General features: G+C 39.1%; 14 protein-coding genes. 11 read left to right on the plus strand and 3 right to left on the minus strand.

The window, feature by feature from the left end; all coding sequences use genetic code 11:
• Nucleotides 1-81: 81 nt before the first annotated feature.
• From ACTJKC_RS06335 to ACTJKC_RS06360, 6 genes are all read left to right on the plus strand, one after another.
• Nucleotides 82-1,299 carry a PQQ-dependent sugar dehydrogenase gene (locus ACTJKC_RS06335; protein WP_440790738.1) on the plus strand — a complete coding sequence of 406 codons (1,218 nt, stop codon included), beginning with the start codon at nucleotides 82-84 and terminating at the stop codon, nucleotides 1,297-1,299.
• A 510-nt stretch (nucleotides 1,300-1,809) separates the two neighbouring features.
• Nucleotides 1,810-2,526: a M15 family metallopeptidase gene (locus tag ACTJKC_RS06340; RefSeq protein ID WP_440790739.1), complete on the plus strand. Its 717-nt coding sequence runs from the start codon at nucleotides 1,810-1,812 to the stop codon at nucleotides 2,524-2,526.
• Nucleotides 2,516-3,046, plus strand: coding sequence for a hypothetical protein (locus tag ACTJKC_RS06345; RefSeq protein ID WP_440790740.1), 531 nt, complete (start codon nucleotides 2,516-2,518; stop codon nucleotides 3,044-3,046). The genes ACTJKC_RS06340 and ACTJKC_RS06345 overlap by 11 nt, the downstream gene beginning before the upstream one ends.
• Nucleotides 3,047-3,297: 251 nt before the next feature.
• The gene (locus ACTJKC_RS06350) at nucleotides 3,298-4,215 is read left to right on the plus strand and encodes a DUF58 domain-containing protein (protein WP_440790741.1); all 918 of its coding nucleotides are present in this window, start codon (nucleotides 3,298-3,300) and stop codon (nucleotides 4,213-4,215) included.
• 78 nt (nucleotides 4,216-4,293) lie between these two features.
• The gene (locus ACTJKC_RS06355) at nucleotides 4,294-4,755 is read left to right on the plus strand and encodes a redoxin domain-containing protein (protein ID WP_025143216.1); all 462 of its coding nucleotides are present in this window, start codon (nucleotides 4,294-4,296) and stop codon (nucleotides 4,753-4,755) included.
• A 3-nt stretch (nucleotides 4,756-4,758) separates the two neighbouring features.
• A complete protein-coding gene (locus tag ACTJKC_RS06360; RefSeq protein WP_440790742.1) occupies nucleotides 4,759-5,277 on the plus strand; it encodes a DsbA family protein in 519 nt (172 codons plus the stop codon).
• A gap of 137 nt (nucleotides 5,278-5,414) precedes the next feature.
• Here ACTJKC_RS06360 and ACTJKC_RS06365 read toward each other — a convergent pair whose 3' ends face one another.
• Nucleotides 5,415-6,365, minus strand: coding sequence for a chitinase (locus tag ACTJKC_RS06365; protein ID WP_440790743.1), 951 nt, complete (start codon nucleotides 6,363-6,365; stop codon nucleotides 5,415-5,417).
• 350 nt (nucleotides 6,366-6,715) lie between these two features.
• Here ACTJKC_RS06365 and ACTJKC_RS06370 point away from each other — a divergent pair, with 350 nt between their 5' ends.
• Nucleotides 6,716-8,452 (plus strand): thiamine pyrophosphate-dependent enzyme, encoded by a 1,737-nt coding sequence (locus tag ACTJKC_RS06370; protein ID WP_440790744.1) that lies wholly within the window; start codon nucleotides 6,716-6,718, stop codon nucleotides 8,450-8,452.
• A gap of 99 nt (nucleotides 8,453-8,551) precedes the next feature.
• On the opposite strand, the gene hppD is transcribed toward ACTJKC_RS06370, so the two are convergent.
• Entirely contained in the window at nucleotides 8,552-9,682 is a 1,131-nt protein-coding gene (hppD, locus tag ACTJKC_RS06375; protein ID WP_440790745.1) for a 4-hydroxyphenylpyruvate dioxygenase, read from the minus strand.
• A gap of 180 nt (nucleotides 9,683-9,862) precedes the next feature.
• Nucleotides 9,863-11,029, minus strand: coding sequence for a homogentisate 1,2-dioxygenase (locus ACTJKC_RS06380; RefSeq protein ID WP_344849368.1), 1,167 nt, complete (start codon nucleotides 11,027-11,029; stop codon nucleotides 9,863-9,865).
• Between the two features lie 276 nt (nucleotides 11,030-11,305).
• Between ACTJKC_RS06380 and ACTJKC_RS06385 the strand changes: the two genes are divergently transcribed.
• From ACTJKC_RS06385 to ACTJKC_RS06400, 4 genes are all read left to right on the plus strand, one after another.
• A complete protein-coding gene (locus ACTJKC_RS06385) occupies nucleotides 11,306-11,761 on the plus strand; it encodes a hypothetical protein (RefSeq protein WP_440790746.1) in 456 nt (151 codons plus the stop codon).
• 67 nt (nucleotides 11,762-11,828) lie between these two features.
• Nucleotides 11,829-12,824 carry a fumarylacetoacetate hydrolase family protein gene (locus ACTJKC_RS06390; protein WP_440790747.1) on the plus strand — a complete coding sequence of 332 codons (996 nt, stop codon included), beginning with the start codon at nucleotides 11,829-11,831 and terminating at the stop codon, nucleotides 12,822-12,824.
• A gap of 235 nt (nucleotides 12,825-13,059) precedes the next feature.
• Nucleotides 13,060-13,413: a four helix bundle protein gene (locus ACTJKC_RS06395; RefSeq protein WP_440790748.1), complete on the plus strand. Its 354-nt coding sequence runs from the start codon at nucleotides 13,060-13,062 to the stop codon at nucleotides 13,411-13,413.
• A gap of 376 nt (nucleotides 13,414-13,789) precedes the next feature.
• The gene (locus ACTJKC_RS06400; RefSeq protein ID WP_440790749.1) at nucleotides 13,790-14,677 is read left to right on the plus strand and encodes a flavin reductase family protein; all 888 of its coding nucleotides are present in this window, start codon (nucleotides 13,790-13,792) and stop codon (nucleotides 14,675-14,677) included.
• The last annotated feature ends 5 nt before the right edge of the window (nucleotides 14,678-14,682 follow it).

Here is a 14,682-nt window from a genome sequence, read left to right on the forward strand (position 1 = left end):
ACAAAAACCCAGGTTCATTTGATGGATTTGGGTTTTTTATTGCAAACATAATTTTGTTTCTTTAATAAAAAACTAACAATCATGTCTATTAACTTATTTAGCAATAAAACTTTAGGGGTTTTAGTGGCAGGTTTGGCCCTAAACTGTGTAAATATTGCTTGTGTATCGGCGCAAAACCCTGTTGAAACCAACGAACCTTCTGCTGACTATAAACCTGCCTTTGCCGGGCAAACCCGTATTGCAGGCATAAAAACCAAAACCCCTCTTGATATTACGGTCATCAACGAAAAGCTCGAAAATCCATGGGCAATTTCGGTACTTCCAAACGGAGGTTTCCTGATTACCCAAAAGCAAGGTACCATGGTGATTCTTACACCGGACGGAAAACTGAGTAAAAAAATTACCGGTTTACCCAAGGTAGATCCTTCTGGTCAGGGTGGTTTACTGGATGTAACTTTAGATCCCAACTTTGCCAAAAACAGGATGATTTACTGGGCTTATTCCGAGCCTCAGGATAAAGGCGTTTTATTGGCCATTGCCAAAGGTAAACTGGCCGCAAACGAAACTTCGATCGAAAACCAAACCATTATTTACCGTGCTACACCTGCTTATACGGGCAAACTTCAATACGGATCGAGAATTGTATTTGATAAAAACGGAAATTTATTTGTAAGTACCGGCGAACGTTCGGGTAACGACATCAGGATCCAGGCACAGTATTTAAATTCTTCATTAGGAAAAATTCTGCACCTTACAACCGATGGGAAAGCGGTTGCCAATGGTCCGTTTGCTGGCAAAGCCGATGCCAGACCTGAAATTTATGCCTATGGACTCCGTAATCCGGATGGTTTGGCCATTAACCCGTTAACAGGCGATTTATGGGAAGCCGAATTTGGTCCTAAGGGTGGCGATGAAGTAAACATCATTAAACCGGGTAAAAACTATGGCTGGCCAATTATCACCTATGGAACAGAATACAGCGGTAAAAAAGTTGGCGACGGCATTCAGCAAAAAGAAGGAATGGAGCAGCCGGTTTATTACTGGAACCCAAGTATTTCGCCTGGTTGTATCGCATTTTACAATAGCAGCAGCATCGCCGAGTGGAAAGGGAATTTATTTGTAGGCGGTTTAGGCGGTTCGCATATTATCCGTCTGGTAATTAAAGACAATAAAATTGTGGGTGAGGAAAGATTATTAGAGGGTAAAGGCGAACGTTTCCGCGATATGGCCGAAGGTAAAGACGGAGCGCTTTACTCGGTAACGGATAACGGACATTTGTATAGGATAGCGAAGAAGTAATTAAGTCTAAACCTATCAGGTTTCCGAAACCTGGTTTTTTAAATATTAATCCCGGACTCTTAATTGAGTTCGGTTTTTTTTTTGGAAATGAGGGGGCAGTTTTTCATAGGGATGATCAGTCCCGCTGTCCGTTTTAGTCCCGATTTTCAATCGGGAGCTGCCACTACCATCGGGTTTATTCACCACGGATAACAGCATAGTCGGTGCCATCTAAACCCGACCGTAGCAAGATGCCGATTTTTTCAATCGGCAGAAGCGGGGGCGGGACTGCATTGGCCTCTAAGTATTGCAATTGCTTTCCAAATCATTTTAAAATGAGAAATATAGTTGAAAATGTTTCCTTAACAATTCTATGCCCACAAATCAAAGGATGTAACAGGTGTTATACCTACCTTAAAAAAGATATAATTTTCTATGAGTACAGTGGCATATTAATTGCTGCTCATTAAGTACTCCCTATTCTTGTGTGTGATTTAATAATTGTTTTTAAATCAACTAAATACAATAATAATGGAATATTCTTTAAAAGAAAAAAGGAATGCAGGTATTTTATTTACTTTTTATGATCCTTTTAAGTCATTTCAGAGCTTTGGTTCATGTTCATTCTCTAGTGCTTCGATAACATTGATTATTAATACCATTCATAAAAACTATAATGTGGAAAAAAAATCTGCAAAAGGCGGAGTAGATATTGATTATTATTTCCTTGATTCGGGAATGGTTTGGGATAAAGGGAAAAGTTTAAAATTTAATAAAAAAACAAATTCTTTGCTATTAATTATTGAAAATGGACTACCCAGATATTTAAGACCAACTTGGGATGATGCAACAAACAAAAGGATTTTGACATTAGATAGGAGATTGCAAAATCCGGCAAGAGAATTTATTAATACAGTGGAAGAAGAACTTGGAATACAGCTAAGAATTGTACAAGCATTAAGGACTATTGCTGAGCAAAATGCACTATATAATCAAGGTAGAACAACGCCTGGTAATATAGTAACTAAAGCAAAAGGAGGCACAAGTTATCATAATTATGCTTTAGCAATTGATGTTGTAATTGTGAAAGAAGGCCAGGCAGTCTGGAGTATTTTGCCAAGAGAAGTCGTTCAAATTGGAGAACAACTTGGGTTCGAATGGGGAGGAAATTGGAAGGGCTTTAAAGATTATCCTCACTTTCAGATGACCTTTGGAAAAAGTATTAAAGATTTAAAAAATGGAAAATAGTTTTAAAAGGCTTCTCGCATTATTGATAGCTATTATTTGTAGTAGTCATAACACTTTTTCAGCTCATAAAAATCCAATTAATTATGCTACAGATAGTGTAGCGATAATGAAGAAAATAAAATCTGATTTTGCATCGATCAACAAAAAACTGAAGTTTTATAAAAAGAAAAAAAGATCCGCTTTCGGATTCTCGGCAGAAGGTGGAGAAGTATCAGGTTATTACGATAAAAGCAATTTGAAAAAGATTCATTGTATTTTTTACGGTGAAATGGGAAAAACTGAGGCAGATTATTACTGTAACAACAAAAGGTTGTTTTTTTTATATAAGAAAGAATTTTCTTATGATAAACCTATGTATCTGAAAGATTCAAAGGTAAAGAAAACAATTGAAACGCGCTATTATCTTAATGGCGATAAAGTAATTAAAAGTATAGCACAGCCTGGTACATCTTTAATGTTATCATATGATGAAATAAAAGAAGAATTTGAGCAAATAATAAATATTTTAAATGAAAAATAGGTCTTCGGAGCGATAGGTTTGCGTTAAGGATTGTAAGGGTTCAGTACCAATTCTTCATTGGTACCGGAGCTAAGCGGAGCCCTGAAAAGCCTGACCCTTTCCCGTATTTCACGGGATTAGGGGAACGCCCAAATCAGTTTGCAGTTTACAATTTTCAGTGGGCAGTTGGCTCTTGGCAATTTGACGATGCTCTGGCCTTTGAAACTTCGGAAGTCTTGGTTTTTTAATAAATCTTTTATTAGCTTTACCATATGCAGGCGGTAAACTACGAGAACGAAACAAGCTATGGTAATTTAGAATTGCTTGCACAGCAAGTGGTAGAAGGCTTTATTACGGGTTTGCATAAAAGTCCGTTTCATGGCTTTTCAGTCGAATTTGCAGAGCACCGCCAATACAATAATGGCGATAATGTTAAAAATATCGACTGGAAATTATACGCCAAAACCGATAAGCTTTACAGCAAACGTTTCGAAGAAGAAACCAATCTGCGCTGCCAGTTTGTAATTGATGTTTCCTCATCAATGTATTTCCCGGAACCGAAAAATAACAAACTGATTTTCTCGATACAAGCTGCAGCATCTTTAATGTACCTGCTAAAGAAACAACGCGATGCTTTTGGACTGAGCTTATTTACGGATGAAATTTTATTAAACTCTCCGGCAAAATCGACTACGGTTCACCAAAAATATTTATTTACCCAGCTGGAAGAACTGCTGCATAAGCCAAAGGTAAATGCACAGACTAATTTAAGCGAAGCCCTGCACCAGGTGGCAGAGTTGATCCACAAGCGTTCGCTGGTGATTATTTTTAGCGATCTTTTTAATACGCAGACCAGTGCCGATAAAACCGATGAATTTTTTGATGCCTTACAGCATTTAAAATTCAATAAACATGAAGTAGTGGTTTTTAACGTGGTTGATCAATCAAAAGAAATAGATTTTAATTTTGAAAACCGCCCGTACCAGTTTACCGATATGGAAACCGGAGATACCATAAAAGTGCATACCAACCAGGTAAAGGAAAATTATACCGAAGCTGTTTCAAGCTACCGCCAGCAGATTGCCTTAAAATGTGCCCAATATAAAATCGACCTGATTGATGCTGATATGAACGAAGGGTTTTATCCTGTGCTCCAGTCTTATTTAATTAAAAGGCAAAAACTAGGATAAACTTTTATCCCCAAACCACAAACAACAGGAAGGGTACACTGTTAAATTAATAAACGATTTAAATTTAAACTCGATAATATGTTAGAAAAAGGCGCTACAGCACCAGATTTCGAATTGAATGCTACTCCCGATCAAAAAATAAAACTTAAAGATTTTAAAGGTAAAAACGTGATCCTGGCTTTTTATCCGGCCGACTGGAGTCCGGTTTGCAGCGACCAGATGGCCCTTTATAACGAAATGCTTAAATATTTCAGCAAGTACGATGCACAGATTTTCGGGGTTTCGGTTGATAGCGTCTGGTGCCACCTCGCTTTTGAAGAAAACAGGAAATTACATTTTCCATTACTGGCCGATTTTGAACCAAAAGGAGCAGTTTCTAAAGCTTATGGCGTGTATGATGAGGAAGTTGGAGAAAGCAAAAGGGCGCTTTTCGTAATTGATAAAGAAGGAAAAATTGCTTGGAGTTATTTATCACCTGTAGCAGTTAATCCGGGTGCCGATGGAATTTTGGATGCATTGGAAGAATTAAGCAAGAAATAAAAGATGAGCACATTAAAACCCGAAATAAACGATCAGGACCATATTCTAGGTGATGATTCGGCAAGTATCACTATTGTAGAGTTTGGTGATTACCAATGTCCGTATTGTGGTGATGCCTATCCCATTATGAAAGAAATTGAGGAAACATTTGGTCACCAGATTAAATTTATATTCCGTCATTTTCCTTTGGCCAATGCGCACGAATTTGCTTTTCCGGCTGCTATTGCCGCAGAAGCTGCTGCTTTACAGGGCAAATTTTGGGAAATGCATGATGCCCTTTACGAAAATCAATACCGATTAAATGACGAGTTATTCGACGAACTGGCCGAAACAATCGGTTTGGATTTAGAGCAGTTTCAGAAAGACAGTGCCTCAGAAGAAATTAAAACTAAAATAGAAGACAATTTTGACAGCGGGATGCGCAGCGGCGTAAATGGAACCCCATCATTTTACGTAAACGGAACTAAATTTGACGGTGGGGCAGCTGATTTGTACCAGATGCTTAAAGAGAGTGCGGAGTAAATATTCGTCATCTCGACTGAAACGCAGTGTAATGGAGAGAGCTATCTCGGGATAGATTTTGCTTCGCAGAGCCTCCGGGTTCTCGGCTTCGTTACACTTCGCTCGCAATGACGACTTTATTAAAAAAAATCAACCCCTTAACCCGGATAAGGCACCATTTTCGCACAATCGCAATAACAGTTGGCATCTGTAACATTAAACTTTTTCAAAAAGTACTGGTAAAAACCAATCCGATCTTTCATTGCAGCAACATCATTTCCTTTATTACATTCTAATGCCCCGTTTACAATATTAATGGTCATACCAAAGCCTGGTTTATATCCTTTTTGCGATTCCGCTGTGGATGGTTTCCATTTTCCGGTAATAACATCATGGGGAGATGGCTTTGCCCCTTGTGGTGTCATCCAGAAATAAATTGCGGTTTCAAAGGCAGTTACCGGATTGGTATTTAACAAACCAGGGTTCTTAAGTAAAATATTTTTATTGCCAAAAATACAATCAGATGCGAAACCATAATTGCTATTATAACTGAGCTGAATAGGACCGCGGCCGTAATATTTTTTCCCGGCTACGGCAGGATAGGTTACATTGGCAACCGTGTAATTGGCATTGGTATCTAATTCGTGGTTAAGCATCAAACCATCATTGTATTTATTATTGATGCCGTTCCGGGTTTCATGAGCAATATGGGCGAACAAAGCAGCAAGCTCTTTTTTGTTTACATTAATGTTTTTTGAAGCGCAAAAATCGGCATAATCAACAGTTGAAATGCTGTAAGGCTTTGCTTTTGCCCAGGTTTCGTTCCAGTCTTTATTCTGCCTGATCACCGTTTCTTTATTGTTTCTTTTATCTGTCCTGGTGATTTTATAAATCCAGTCGCCCCGTTTTTCGATCTTGATCTTGATAAAAGATATTTCAGAAATGGCTTTGGCAAATGAAGCATAGCTGTAAAATTTGTTTCGCTGAGGGAAAAAGCTGTTAAATTCTTTTTCTGAAAAATAACCTGAAACAGCTGAATTTGCCCTGGTGAAGCAAACATTAAACAAGTATAACGTTAAAATTAGAATGGTGCTCAATTTGTTTTTCATAATAAATCATATAGGTATGTGCTATCTAATTTAACAAAAAACCTCATGTATTTTGCAATACATGAGGTATCAGATAAGGGTAACCGGAAAACTAAAAAACTAATTATGAGTTTTTAGAATTTAACAAAATTGAAATCGCTTCGTGTTTTGTTATTTCAAAGGTGCACTTCATTTATGAAGTTTTAGTGAAGAAAACTTCAGCATACCGATATCGCTTTACTTATGTTACAATTAATAGTCTAAAGTCTTTGCCAGGTCAGATTGGCTCCTTTTATGCTTTTCAGTTAAAACAATATATGCGCTTCGGCTATTTATTAGGTATATAAAATTCCTGATTTAAAAATATCCACATGAGTAAAAATGTTGCAGAACAACTGGTTGAAATGCTGGTTGAGGTTGGAGTAAAAAGAGTTTATGCCGTTACCGGAGACAGTTTAAATTATTTTAACGATGCGGTAAGAAGAAACGGTAAAATAAAGTGGATCCACGTCCGCAATGAAGAGGCTGGTGCTTTTGCAGCTGCAGCAGAAGCTGAACTTGACGGGATTGCCTGCTGCGCCGGTAGCTGCGGACCGGGACACGTGCATTTAATTAACGGCCTTTACGATGCGCACCGCTCTCATGTTTCGGTAATCGCCATTGCCTCAACCATACCAACGGGCGAATTTGGAATGGACTTTTTTCAGGAAACGAACACGATAAAATTATTCGACGATTGTAGTTATTATAATCAGGTGGCCACCACGGCTGAGCAGGTACCCAGGATGTTTCAAACGGCTGTTCAGCACGCCATCCATAAAAAAGGGGTGGCTGTTTTCGGTCTGCCGGGTGATGTTGCGCAACTGGATGCCGTAGAAAGTGTAACATCAATGCAGTTGTTCAATAACAAACCAGTAATCCGTCCATCAGATTTTGAATTAAGTGAATTATCTTCTTTGCTGAACTGCGAAAAGAAAATTATGCTTTATTGTGGCATAGGCGCTGCTGATGCACATGATGAAGTAGTAGAACTTGCCGCTAAATTAAAAGCGCCGGTGGGATTTTCGTTCAGAGGAAAAATGGGGATTCAGTATGATAATCCTTACGAGGTAGGTATGACGGGGCTTTTAGGACAGCCTTCTGGTTACCATGCCATGCACGAAGCCGATGTAGTGCTTTTATTAGGTACCGATTTTCCTTATGTAAACTTCATGCCGGTAAAAAATAAGATTGTTCAGATTGACGAAAAACCTGAACGGTTAGGCAGACGGGCGAAGCTTACAATGGGTTTATGTGGAAACATCAGCGATTCGATTAAGGCATTATTACCGCTGATTACTGAAAAGAAAGATGATAGTTTTTTAAAATCTCAACTGGAGTTTTACCAGAAAGTGAAAGAGCAGCAACAGGTTTATGTTAAAGATCAGGGAGAGGAAAATAAAATCCAGCCCGAGTTTGTGGCCGAAACCCTTAACCGTTTAGCTGCAAGCAATGCCATTTTTACGGTAGATACCGGGATGTGCTGCGTTTGGGGAGCACGTTTTATAGATGGAACAGGTAAACGGAAAATGCTGGGTTCTTTTAACCATGGCTCTATGGCCAATGCGATGCCAATGGCAATTGGGGCTGCGTTGGCTCATCCGCAACAGCAGGTAATTGCACTTTGCGGTGATGGAGGCCTGTCGATGCTTTTGGGCGATCTGGCAACCATTAAACAATATAATCTTCCCATAAAACTGATTGTTTTTAACAACAGGGCTTTAGGAATGGTGAAACTGGAAATGGAAGTTGATGGTTTGCCTGATAATGAAACGGATATGATTAATCCGGATTTTGCTTTGATTGCACAAGCCATGGGTTTTAAAGGAATAACGGTTGCTAAACCCGAGGAGGTGGAAACAGCAATTAGTCATGCATTAAGTGAGGAAGGACCTGTACTGTTAAACATCATGACCAATCCTAATGCTTTGGCGATGCCACCAAAAATAGAATGGGCACAAATTAAAGGTATGACCGAATCTATGGCCAAATTAATGCTGGGAGGTAAAATGAGTGAGGTTCTGGATACGATAAAATCGAATTATAAACATTTGGGGGAGGTTTTGTAAACTAAGACGTCATCTCGACTGAAGCACAGAGAAATGGAGAGATCTACCTCGAAACAGATCTCTCGACTACGCTATGCTCCGCTCGAGATGACGAATTGCTTATAAATTTCCGCGTAATTCCTGTTCGCGTTCTAAAGATTCGAAAAGTGCTTTAAAGTTACCGGCACCAAAGCTTTGCGCACCTTTACGTTGAATAATTTCAAAGAAAAGGGTAGGGCGGTCTTCAACCGGTTTGGTAAAAATCTGTAAAAGGTAACCTTCTTCATCGCAATCAACCAAAATGCCTAGGCTTTCCAGTAGAGATATTTCTTCGTCAATTTTGCCTACGCGCTGAGGCATCATATCATAATAAGCTTCTGGTGGGGCGCTTAAAAATTCTACACCACGGGATTTTAGTTCCTTAACTGTTTTAACAATATCTTTTGTTGCTACCGCAATATGCTGAACGCCTTCGCCCTCATAATATTCAAGGTATTCTTCAATCTGCGATTTCTTTTTACCTTCTGCAGGCTCATTGATCGGGAATTTTGAGTAACCGTTCCCATTGCTCATTACCTTGCTCATTAAAGCCGAATATTCGGTGTTGATCTGTTTATCATCGAAAGACAGGATATTCACAAATCCCATCACATCCTCATACCATTGAACAGCCTCGTTCATGCGGTTCCAGCCCACATTACCCACGCAATGATCGATATATAAAAGGCCTGCGTCTGCTGGCTGATAATCGCTTTCCCAAACGCGATAACCTGGCATAAATGTTCCGCTATAATTTTTACGCTCAATAAACATGTGCACCGTTTCGCCATAAGTGTAAATACCACTCATTTTAACTTCACCATGTTCATCTGTTAAGGTTTTAGGCTCCATATACGGTTTAGCACCGCGTTTTGTGGTTTCATCGAAGGCACTATAGGCATCATCAACCCAAAGGGCCAGTACTTTTACCCCATCGCCATGTTTTTTTACATGCTCTGAAATGGGATGGTCAGATTTTAAAGCCGTGGTTAAAATTAACCTGATTTTTCCCTGTTGCAATACGTAAGATGATCGGTCGCGAACACCCGTTTCTGGTCCGGCATAAGCCAAACTTTGAAAGCCAAATGCGGTTTTATAGTAATGTGCGGCCTGCTTGGCATTGCCAACATAAAATTCGATATAATCTGTTCCGTTAATGGGAAGAAAATCTGGCGCTTTAGAAATCTTTTCTGCGAATGTTTGTGTTTCCATTTGTTTGTTGTTAATTAAGTCCGAGGTCGGGAGGTCCGAAGTCGGAGCTTATTGTTAATATGTTGTTAATGTTGAAAGGTTGAATGTTGTAAAGTTTAAATGTTGTGAGGTTGAATGTTGGTTAATTAACCGCCATCTGTTCCTTTGCACTTTATCTTCGGACTCCGGACTTCCGACAAGTTATTCTACGTTAATCTGCCAGCTTTTATGATAATTTTCGTCCTCAATATCCAAGGCATCCTGTGTAAGCATTAGCGGTTTAAAAGGATCGATCATCACGGCCAGTTCATCTGTTTTCTCTTTTCCGATTGATTTTTCCACTGTTCCCGGATGTGGTCCGTGGGGGATGCCGCCCGGGTGTAAGGTAATCTGTCCTTTAACTACACTTTTGCGGCTCATAAAATCGCCATCAACATAGTAAAGCACTTCATCGCTGTCTACATTGCTGTGGTTATAAGGCGCGGGAATAGAATCGGGGTGATAATCGTATTTGCGGGGTACAAAAGAGCAAACTACAAAGTTGTGCCCTTCAAAAGTTTGGTGTACCGGAGGTGGTTGGTGTAAGCGACCAGTTATTGGCTCAAAATCGTGAATTGAGAAGGCATAAGGATAATGATAACCGTCCCAGCCTACATAATCAAAAGGATGGGTGCCATAAGTATATGGATATATTAAACCCTGTTTTTTTATCAGAACCTTAAAATCGCCGTATTCATCATGGGTTTGCAGGTTTTCTGGTAATCTTAAATCGCGCTCACAATAAGGCGAATGCTCCATTAACTGTCCAAACTGGTTTAAATATCTTTTTGGCGGTCTTAACGGACTAAAACTTTCTACAATAAACAACCTGTTCTGTTCATTATCAAATTCCATCTGGTAAATGGTTCCCCTTGGAATAATCAGGTAATCGCCATAGGCAAACTTAATTTCTCCAAAGCCGGTTTTAAGCTTTCCAGATCCTTCGTGCACAAAAATCATCTCATCAGCCTGGCTGTTCTTGTAGAAATAATCGGTCATCGATTTTCTGGGGGCGGCCAAAACAATATGCAGATCGCTGTTAACCAAAACCGGTTTACGGCTTTTCAAAAAATCATCCTCAGGTTTAATTTTGAAACCGATTAAACTGGTGTGTTTCAAATGCTTCTCGCGGGCAATTTTTGGTTCAACACTATAGGGTTCGCCCAAATGTTTTACAATGGTTGGCGGGTGGCAATGATAAACCAGCGAATATAAACTGGAAAAACCTTCGGTTGATACCAATTCTTCGGCATAAAGATTTCCATCAGGTTTACGGAAAACAGTGTGGCGTTTAGCTGGAATTTGCCCTAATTTGTGATAAATAGGCATAATTAAATGATGTTATGGTTAGAAAGAAAAAAATCCTAAAGAATAAACAATCCTAACGCAAATGCGTTTCGATTAATAAGAAAGAGTAAATAAATTACAGAGAATATTGCGCCATGATCAGCTTGGAAAGCATCTTATAACGACGTGCCGCAATGGCGTCATTTACTAGATTAATATGTAATGCTTTTAAGATCATGGTTTTAATGCAGCCAAGGTAAGTATTTTATTTAAAAGTTGAAATTTTAATTATCTTTAATTACTTATAGCACTATCTTAATGAAATTTATTTTTACATCCTTATTTTTTTTAGCGTTATGCACTACTGGTTTTGCACAGCAAAGGGCTAAGTATAATATCCGGGTTATAGACCGTAGCGGAAATGCGGTGAGAGGAGCTTTTTATGCTGCATCTGATAATAGCTTAACTTTAATCAGAAACCGGAGGGATACTTTGAAGCTCAGCGCCGATAGCATCAGTGCGTTGTATATCCATCGCAGGGGGCTCGTAGCGCCACTGGCTATTGCAGGAGGTTTAACTTTTTTTGTACTGGCGGCTAAAAGCGATAAACTGGTAGAATCAATTGTGCTTATTGCCGCAGGGGTACCTGCAGGTGTATCCGGCGGATTATTGATTGGTGGCCTGCTTTCCAATAAAAAACATTACAAACAGCTTCAGCCAAAAGATTTTCCGGTAATAAAACCAACCCTTCAACAATACACCGTGTTAAAATAATCCGTACTAAGTTTTATTTTGAATAACCTAATTGCTTAGCTTTACCGCGTATTTAACCAAATGATATATGAAACTTGTATCCTATAAAACCGAAGACAGAGAGCATCTTGGTGTGTTTGTAAATGGACATATCTATAACTTAAATAGCTGCGATAAGCTTATTCCTGATAACATGAACGAATTTTTGCAGGGAGGAGAGGTGTTGATGGAAAGGGCGAAAAGTATTGATGATCAGATTAAAGAAGGAAGCCTGGAAGCCAAAGAAGAAATTTTTTACGAAATTTTGGCTCCGGTTCCGCACCCTACAAGTTGCCGTGATGGATATGCTTTCAGGCAGCATGTTGCAGCAGCGCGCAGGAACCGCAAGGTTGATATGATTCCGCAGTTTGATGAATATCCGATCTTTTATTTTACCAACCACAATGCCATTCAGGGTACAGGCGAAATTGAATGCATGCCCGATCATTTCGATAAACTTGATTTTGAACTCGAATTGGCTGTAGTTATCGGAAAAAAAGGTAGAAATATTAAGGCCGCAGAGGCTGATGAATACATTGCCGGTTATATGGTAATGAACGATATGAGTGCCCGCACCTTGCAGATGGAAGAAATGCTGTTGAATTTAGGCCCGGCAAAAGGAAAAGATTTCTCTACCGTAATTGGTCCCTGGCTGGTTACGCCGGATGAATTGATCCAGTACAAAGTTGCCCCTAAAGAAGGCCATGTGGGTAATACTTACGATCTTAAAATGACCTGCAGGGTAAATGGTATCGAAGTATCAAAAGGAAATGCCGCCGATATGGACTGGACTTTTGCCGAAATTATTGAACGTTGCGCTTATGGTGTAGATATCCTTCCGGGAGATGTAATTGGTTCAGGAACAGTAGGAACAGGCTGTTTCTTAGAGCTAAACGGTACAGGTTTGCTTAACGATCCTGATTATAAAGTACAGTGGTTGCAGCCGGGCGATGTGGTAGAGATGGAAATAACAGGCCTGGGTGCACTAACGAATACGATTACTAGGGCTGATACAGATTTTTCGATTTTGGGTTTGAAGAAGTAAGTTTGAATGCTGAAAGGTTGAAAAGTTTTAATGTTCCGGGCGCAATGTTTAGATGTTGTAAGGTTGGAATGTTGTAAAGTTTGGATGTTGGAGCATAGCTATAAAATTTTATAGCACTGTAAGCTTAAAAAGTTATAAAATTTTTTACATTAGGATAGAAACGCTATAGAGCTGGAAGATTCTGAATATAAAATTATTATATTTTAGAATGGTTTAATTTATACGTTTTTAAATAATGGCAAAAGTTGAGAAATTCGAAGACTTAGAAATTTGGCAATTGGCTAAGCAGGTTGGTGTTGAGGCTTACCGGATTTCAGATTTAGAACCAATGAAATCTGATTTTGGGTTAAAAGATCAATTTAGAAGGGCTGCCATGTCTATGTCTGATAATGTCGCTGAAGGATTTGAGTATAACAATAATCCAGATTTTATCCGTTTTTTGGTTTATGCAAAAGGCTCTTCAGGTGAATTTAGAAATAAAATTATAGTGCTTGAAGAAGCCAGGAAACTTTCGGCTGCCGATTATAAATTTCTTTATTCGAAATGTATTGAGTTTTCCTCCAAAGCAAAAAACTTATTGATTATTTAAGAGATTTCGAAAGGAAAAATAAAATTTTGAAAAAAGGAATATGATCTTTTAGTCCGCTCCATAACCTTTAAAAATTAATTAACCAGTTGTCTGATTTGCATTCAATGCCTTTCAACTTTCCAACATTTCAACTTTTAACCTTATAAATATCCACATTTTTCACCTAAAACATTTCAACCTTTTACTTAACCCGCTTTTCCGGATCTGCACCCAAAACATTACAACATTTCAACTTTTTACTTAATCCGCTTTTCCGGATTTGCACCCAAAACGTTACAACATTTCAACTTTTTACTTAACCCGCTTGTCCGGTTCTGTATCCACAACATTAAAACATTTCAACTTCTAAAATTCTAACCCTTAACCTAACAAACCCGTGCTAACCCTAAACACTTCCCATTTAACCCCTGTAGAACTCCAGAACTACCTGCAGTATGCCATTGCTCCGCGGCCAATTTGTTTTGCTTCAACTATAGATACCGAAGGGAATATCAATTTAAGTCCTTTCAGTTTCTTTAATATGTTTAGCACCAATCCGCCGATTTGTATTTTTTCTCCTGCCAGGAGGGTGCGCGATAATACCACCAAACACACTTTAGAGAATGTTCACCAGGTAAAAGAGTGTGTTATTAATATTGTAAATTACGATATGGTACAACAAATGAGCCTGGCGAGCACCGAATATGCAAAAGGGGTAAATGAGTTCGAAAAGGCAGGTTTTACCATGCTGAAATCAGACCTGGTTCAGCCTCCGAGGGTAGCCGAGGCTCCGGTACAGTTCGAATGTGTGGTAAACGATGTAATTCCGTTAGGAGACAGCCACGGAGCAGGAAACCTGATTTTGGCAGAAATAAAAGTAATCCACATCAATGAGGAAATTTTAGATGAAAACGGTAAAATCGATCAGGCGAAAATTGATCTGGTAGCCCGTTTGGGTGGCGATTGGTATTGCAGGGTTACAAACGATAATTTATTTAAAGTGGCAAAACCCCTGGCAAAATTAGGGATTGGTGTAGATCGCCTGCCGCAATCAGTCCGCTTTTCTAAAGTATTAACCGGAAACGATTTGGGCATGCTCGGCAATGTTGAACAAATTCCCGCCGACGAAGAAATTGATCTGATCAGTACGAATCCCGAAGTTAAAGAAATCCTCGATGCCACCATCGGCGACAGTACCAACCGTGAAAGGGAACTGCATGAACTTGCAAAGAAATTTCTGAACAGCGGGGAGGTTGAACTTGCTTTAAAGATTGTTTTGCTTTAAATTTA

The sequence above is a fragment of the Pedobacter sp. 22226 genome, assembly GCF_052045455.1.
Classification (GTDB): Bacteria; Bacteroidota; Bacteroidia; order Sphingobacteriales; family Sphingobacteriaceae; genus Pedobacter; species Pedobacter jeongneungensis.

Bases quoted from the DNA above. Each gene is read 5' to 3' on its own strand.
- ACTJKC_RS06350 (WP_440790741.1), top strand. From the start codon at position 3,298: ATGCAGGCGGTAAACTACGAGAACGAAACAAGCTATGGTAATTTAGAA.
- ACTJKC_RS06355 (WP_025143216.1), top strand. From the start codon at position 4,294: ATGTTAGAAAAAGGCGCTACAGCACCAGATTTCGAATTGAATGCTACT.
- ACTJKC_RS06365 (WP_440790743.1), bottom strand. From the start codon at position 6,365: ATGAAAAACAAATTGAGCACCATTCTAATTTTAACGTTATACTTGTTT.
- ACTJKC_RS06385 (WP_440790746.1), top strand. From the start codon at position 11,306: ATGAAATTTATTTTTACATCCTTATTTTTTTTAGCGTTATGCACTACT.
- ACTJKC_RS06340 (WP_440790739.1), top strand. From the start codon at position 1,810: ATGGAATATTCTTTAAAAGAAAAAAGGAATGCAGGTATTTTATTTACT.
- ACTJKC_RS06345 (WP_440790740.1), top strand. From the start codon at position 2,516: ATGGAAAATAGTTTTAAAAGGCTTCTCGCATTATTGATAGCTATTATT.
- ACTJKC_RS06390 (WP_440790747.1), top strand. From the start codon at position 11,829: ATGAAACTTGTATCCTATAAAACCGAAGACAGAGAGCATCTTGGTGTG.
- ACTJKC_RS06395 (WP_440790748.1), top strand. From the start codon at position 13,060: ATGGCAAAAGTTGAGAAATTCGAAGACTTAGAAATTTGGCAATTGGCT.
- hppD (WP_440790745.1), bottom strand. From the start codon at position 9,682: ATGGAAACACAAACATTCGCAGAAAAGATTTCTAAAGCGCCAGATTTT.
- ACTJKC_RS06370 (WP_440790744.1), top strand. From the start codon at position 6,716: ATGAGTAAAAATGTTGCAGAACAACTGGTTGAAATGCTGGTTGAGGTT.
- ACTJKC_RS06335 (WP_440790738.1), top strand. From the start codon at position 82: ATGTCTATTAACTTATTTAGCAATAAAACTTTAGGGGTTTTAGTGGCA.
- ACTJKC_RS06380 (WP_344849368.1), bottom strand. From the start codon at position 11,029: ATGCCTATTTATCACAAATTAGGGCAAATTCCAGCTAAACGCCACACT.
- ACTJKC_RS06360 (WP_440790742.1), top strand. From the start codon at position 4,759: ATGAGCACATTAAAACCCGAAATAAACGATCAGGACCATATTCTAGGT.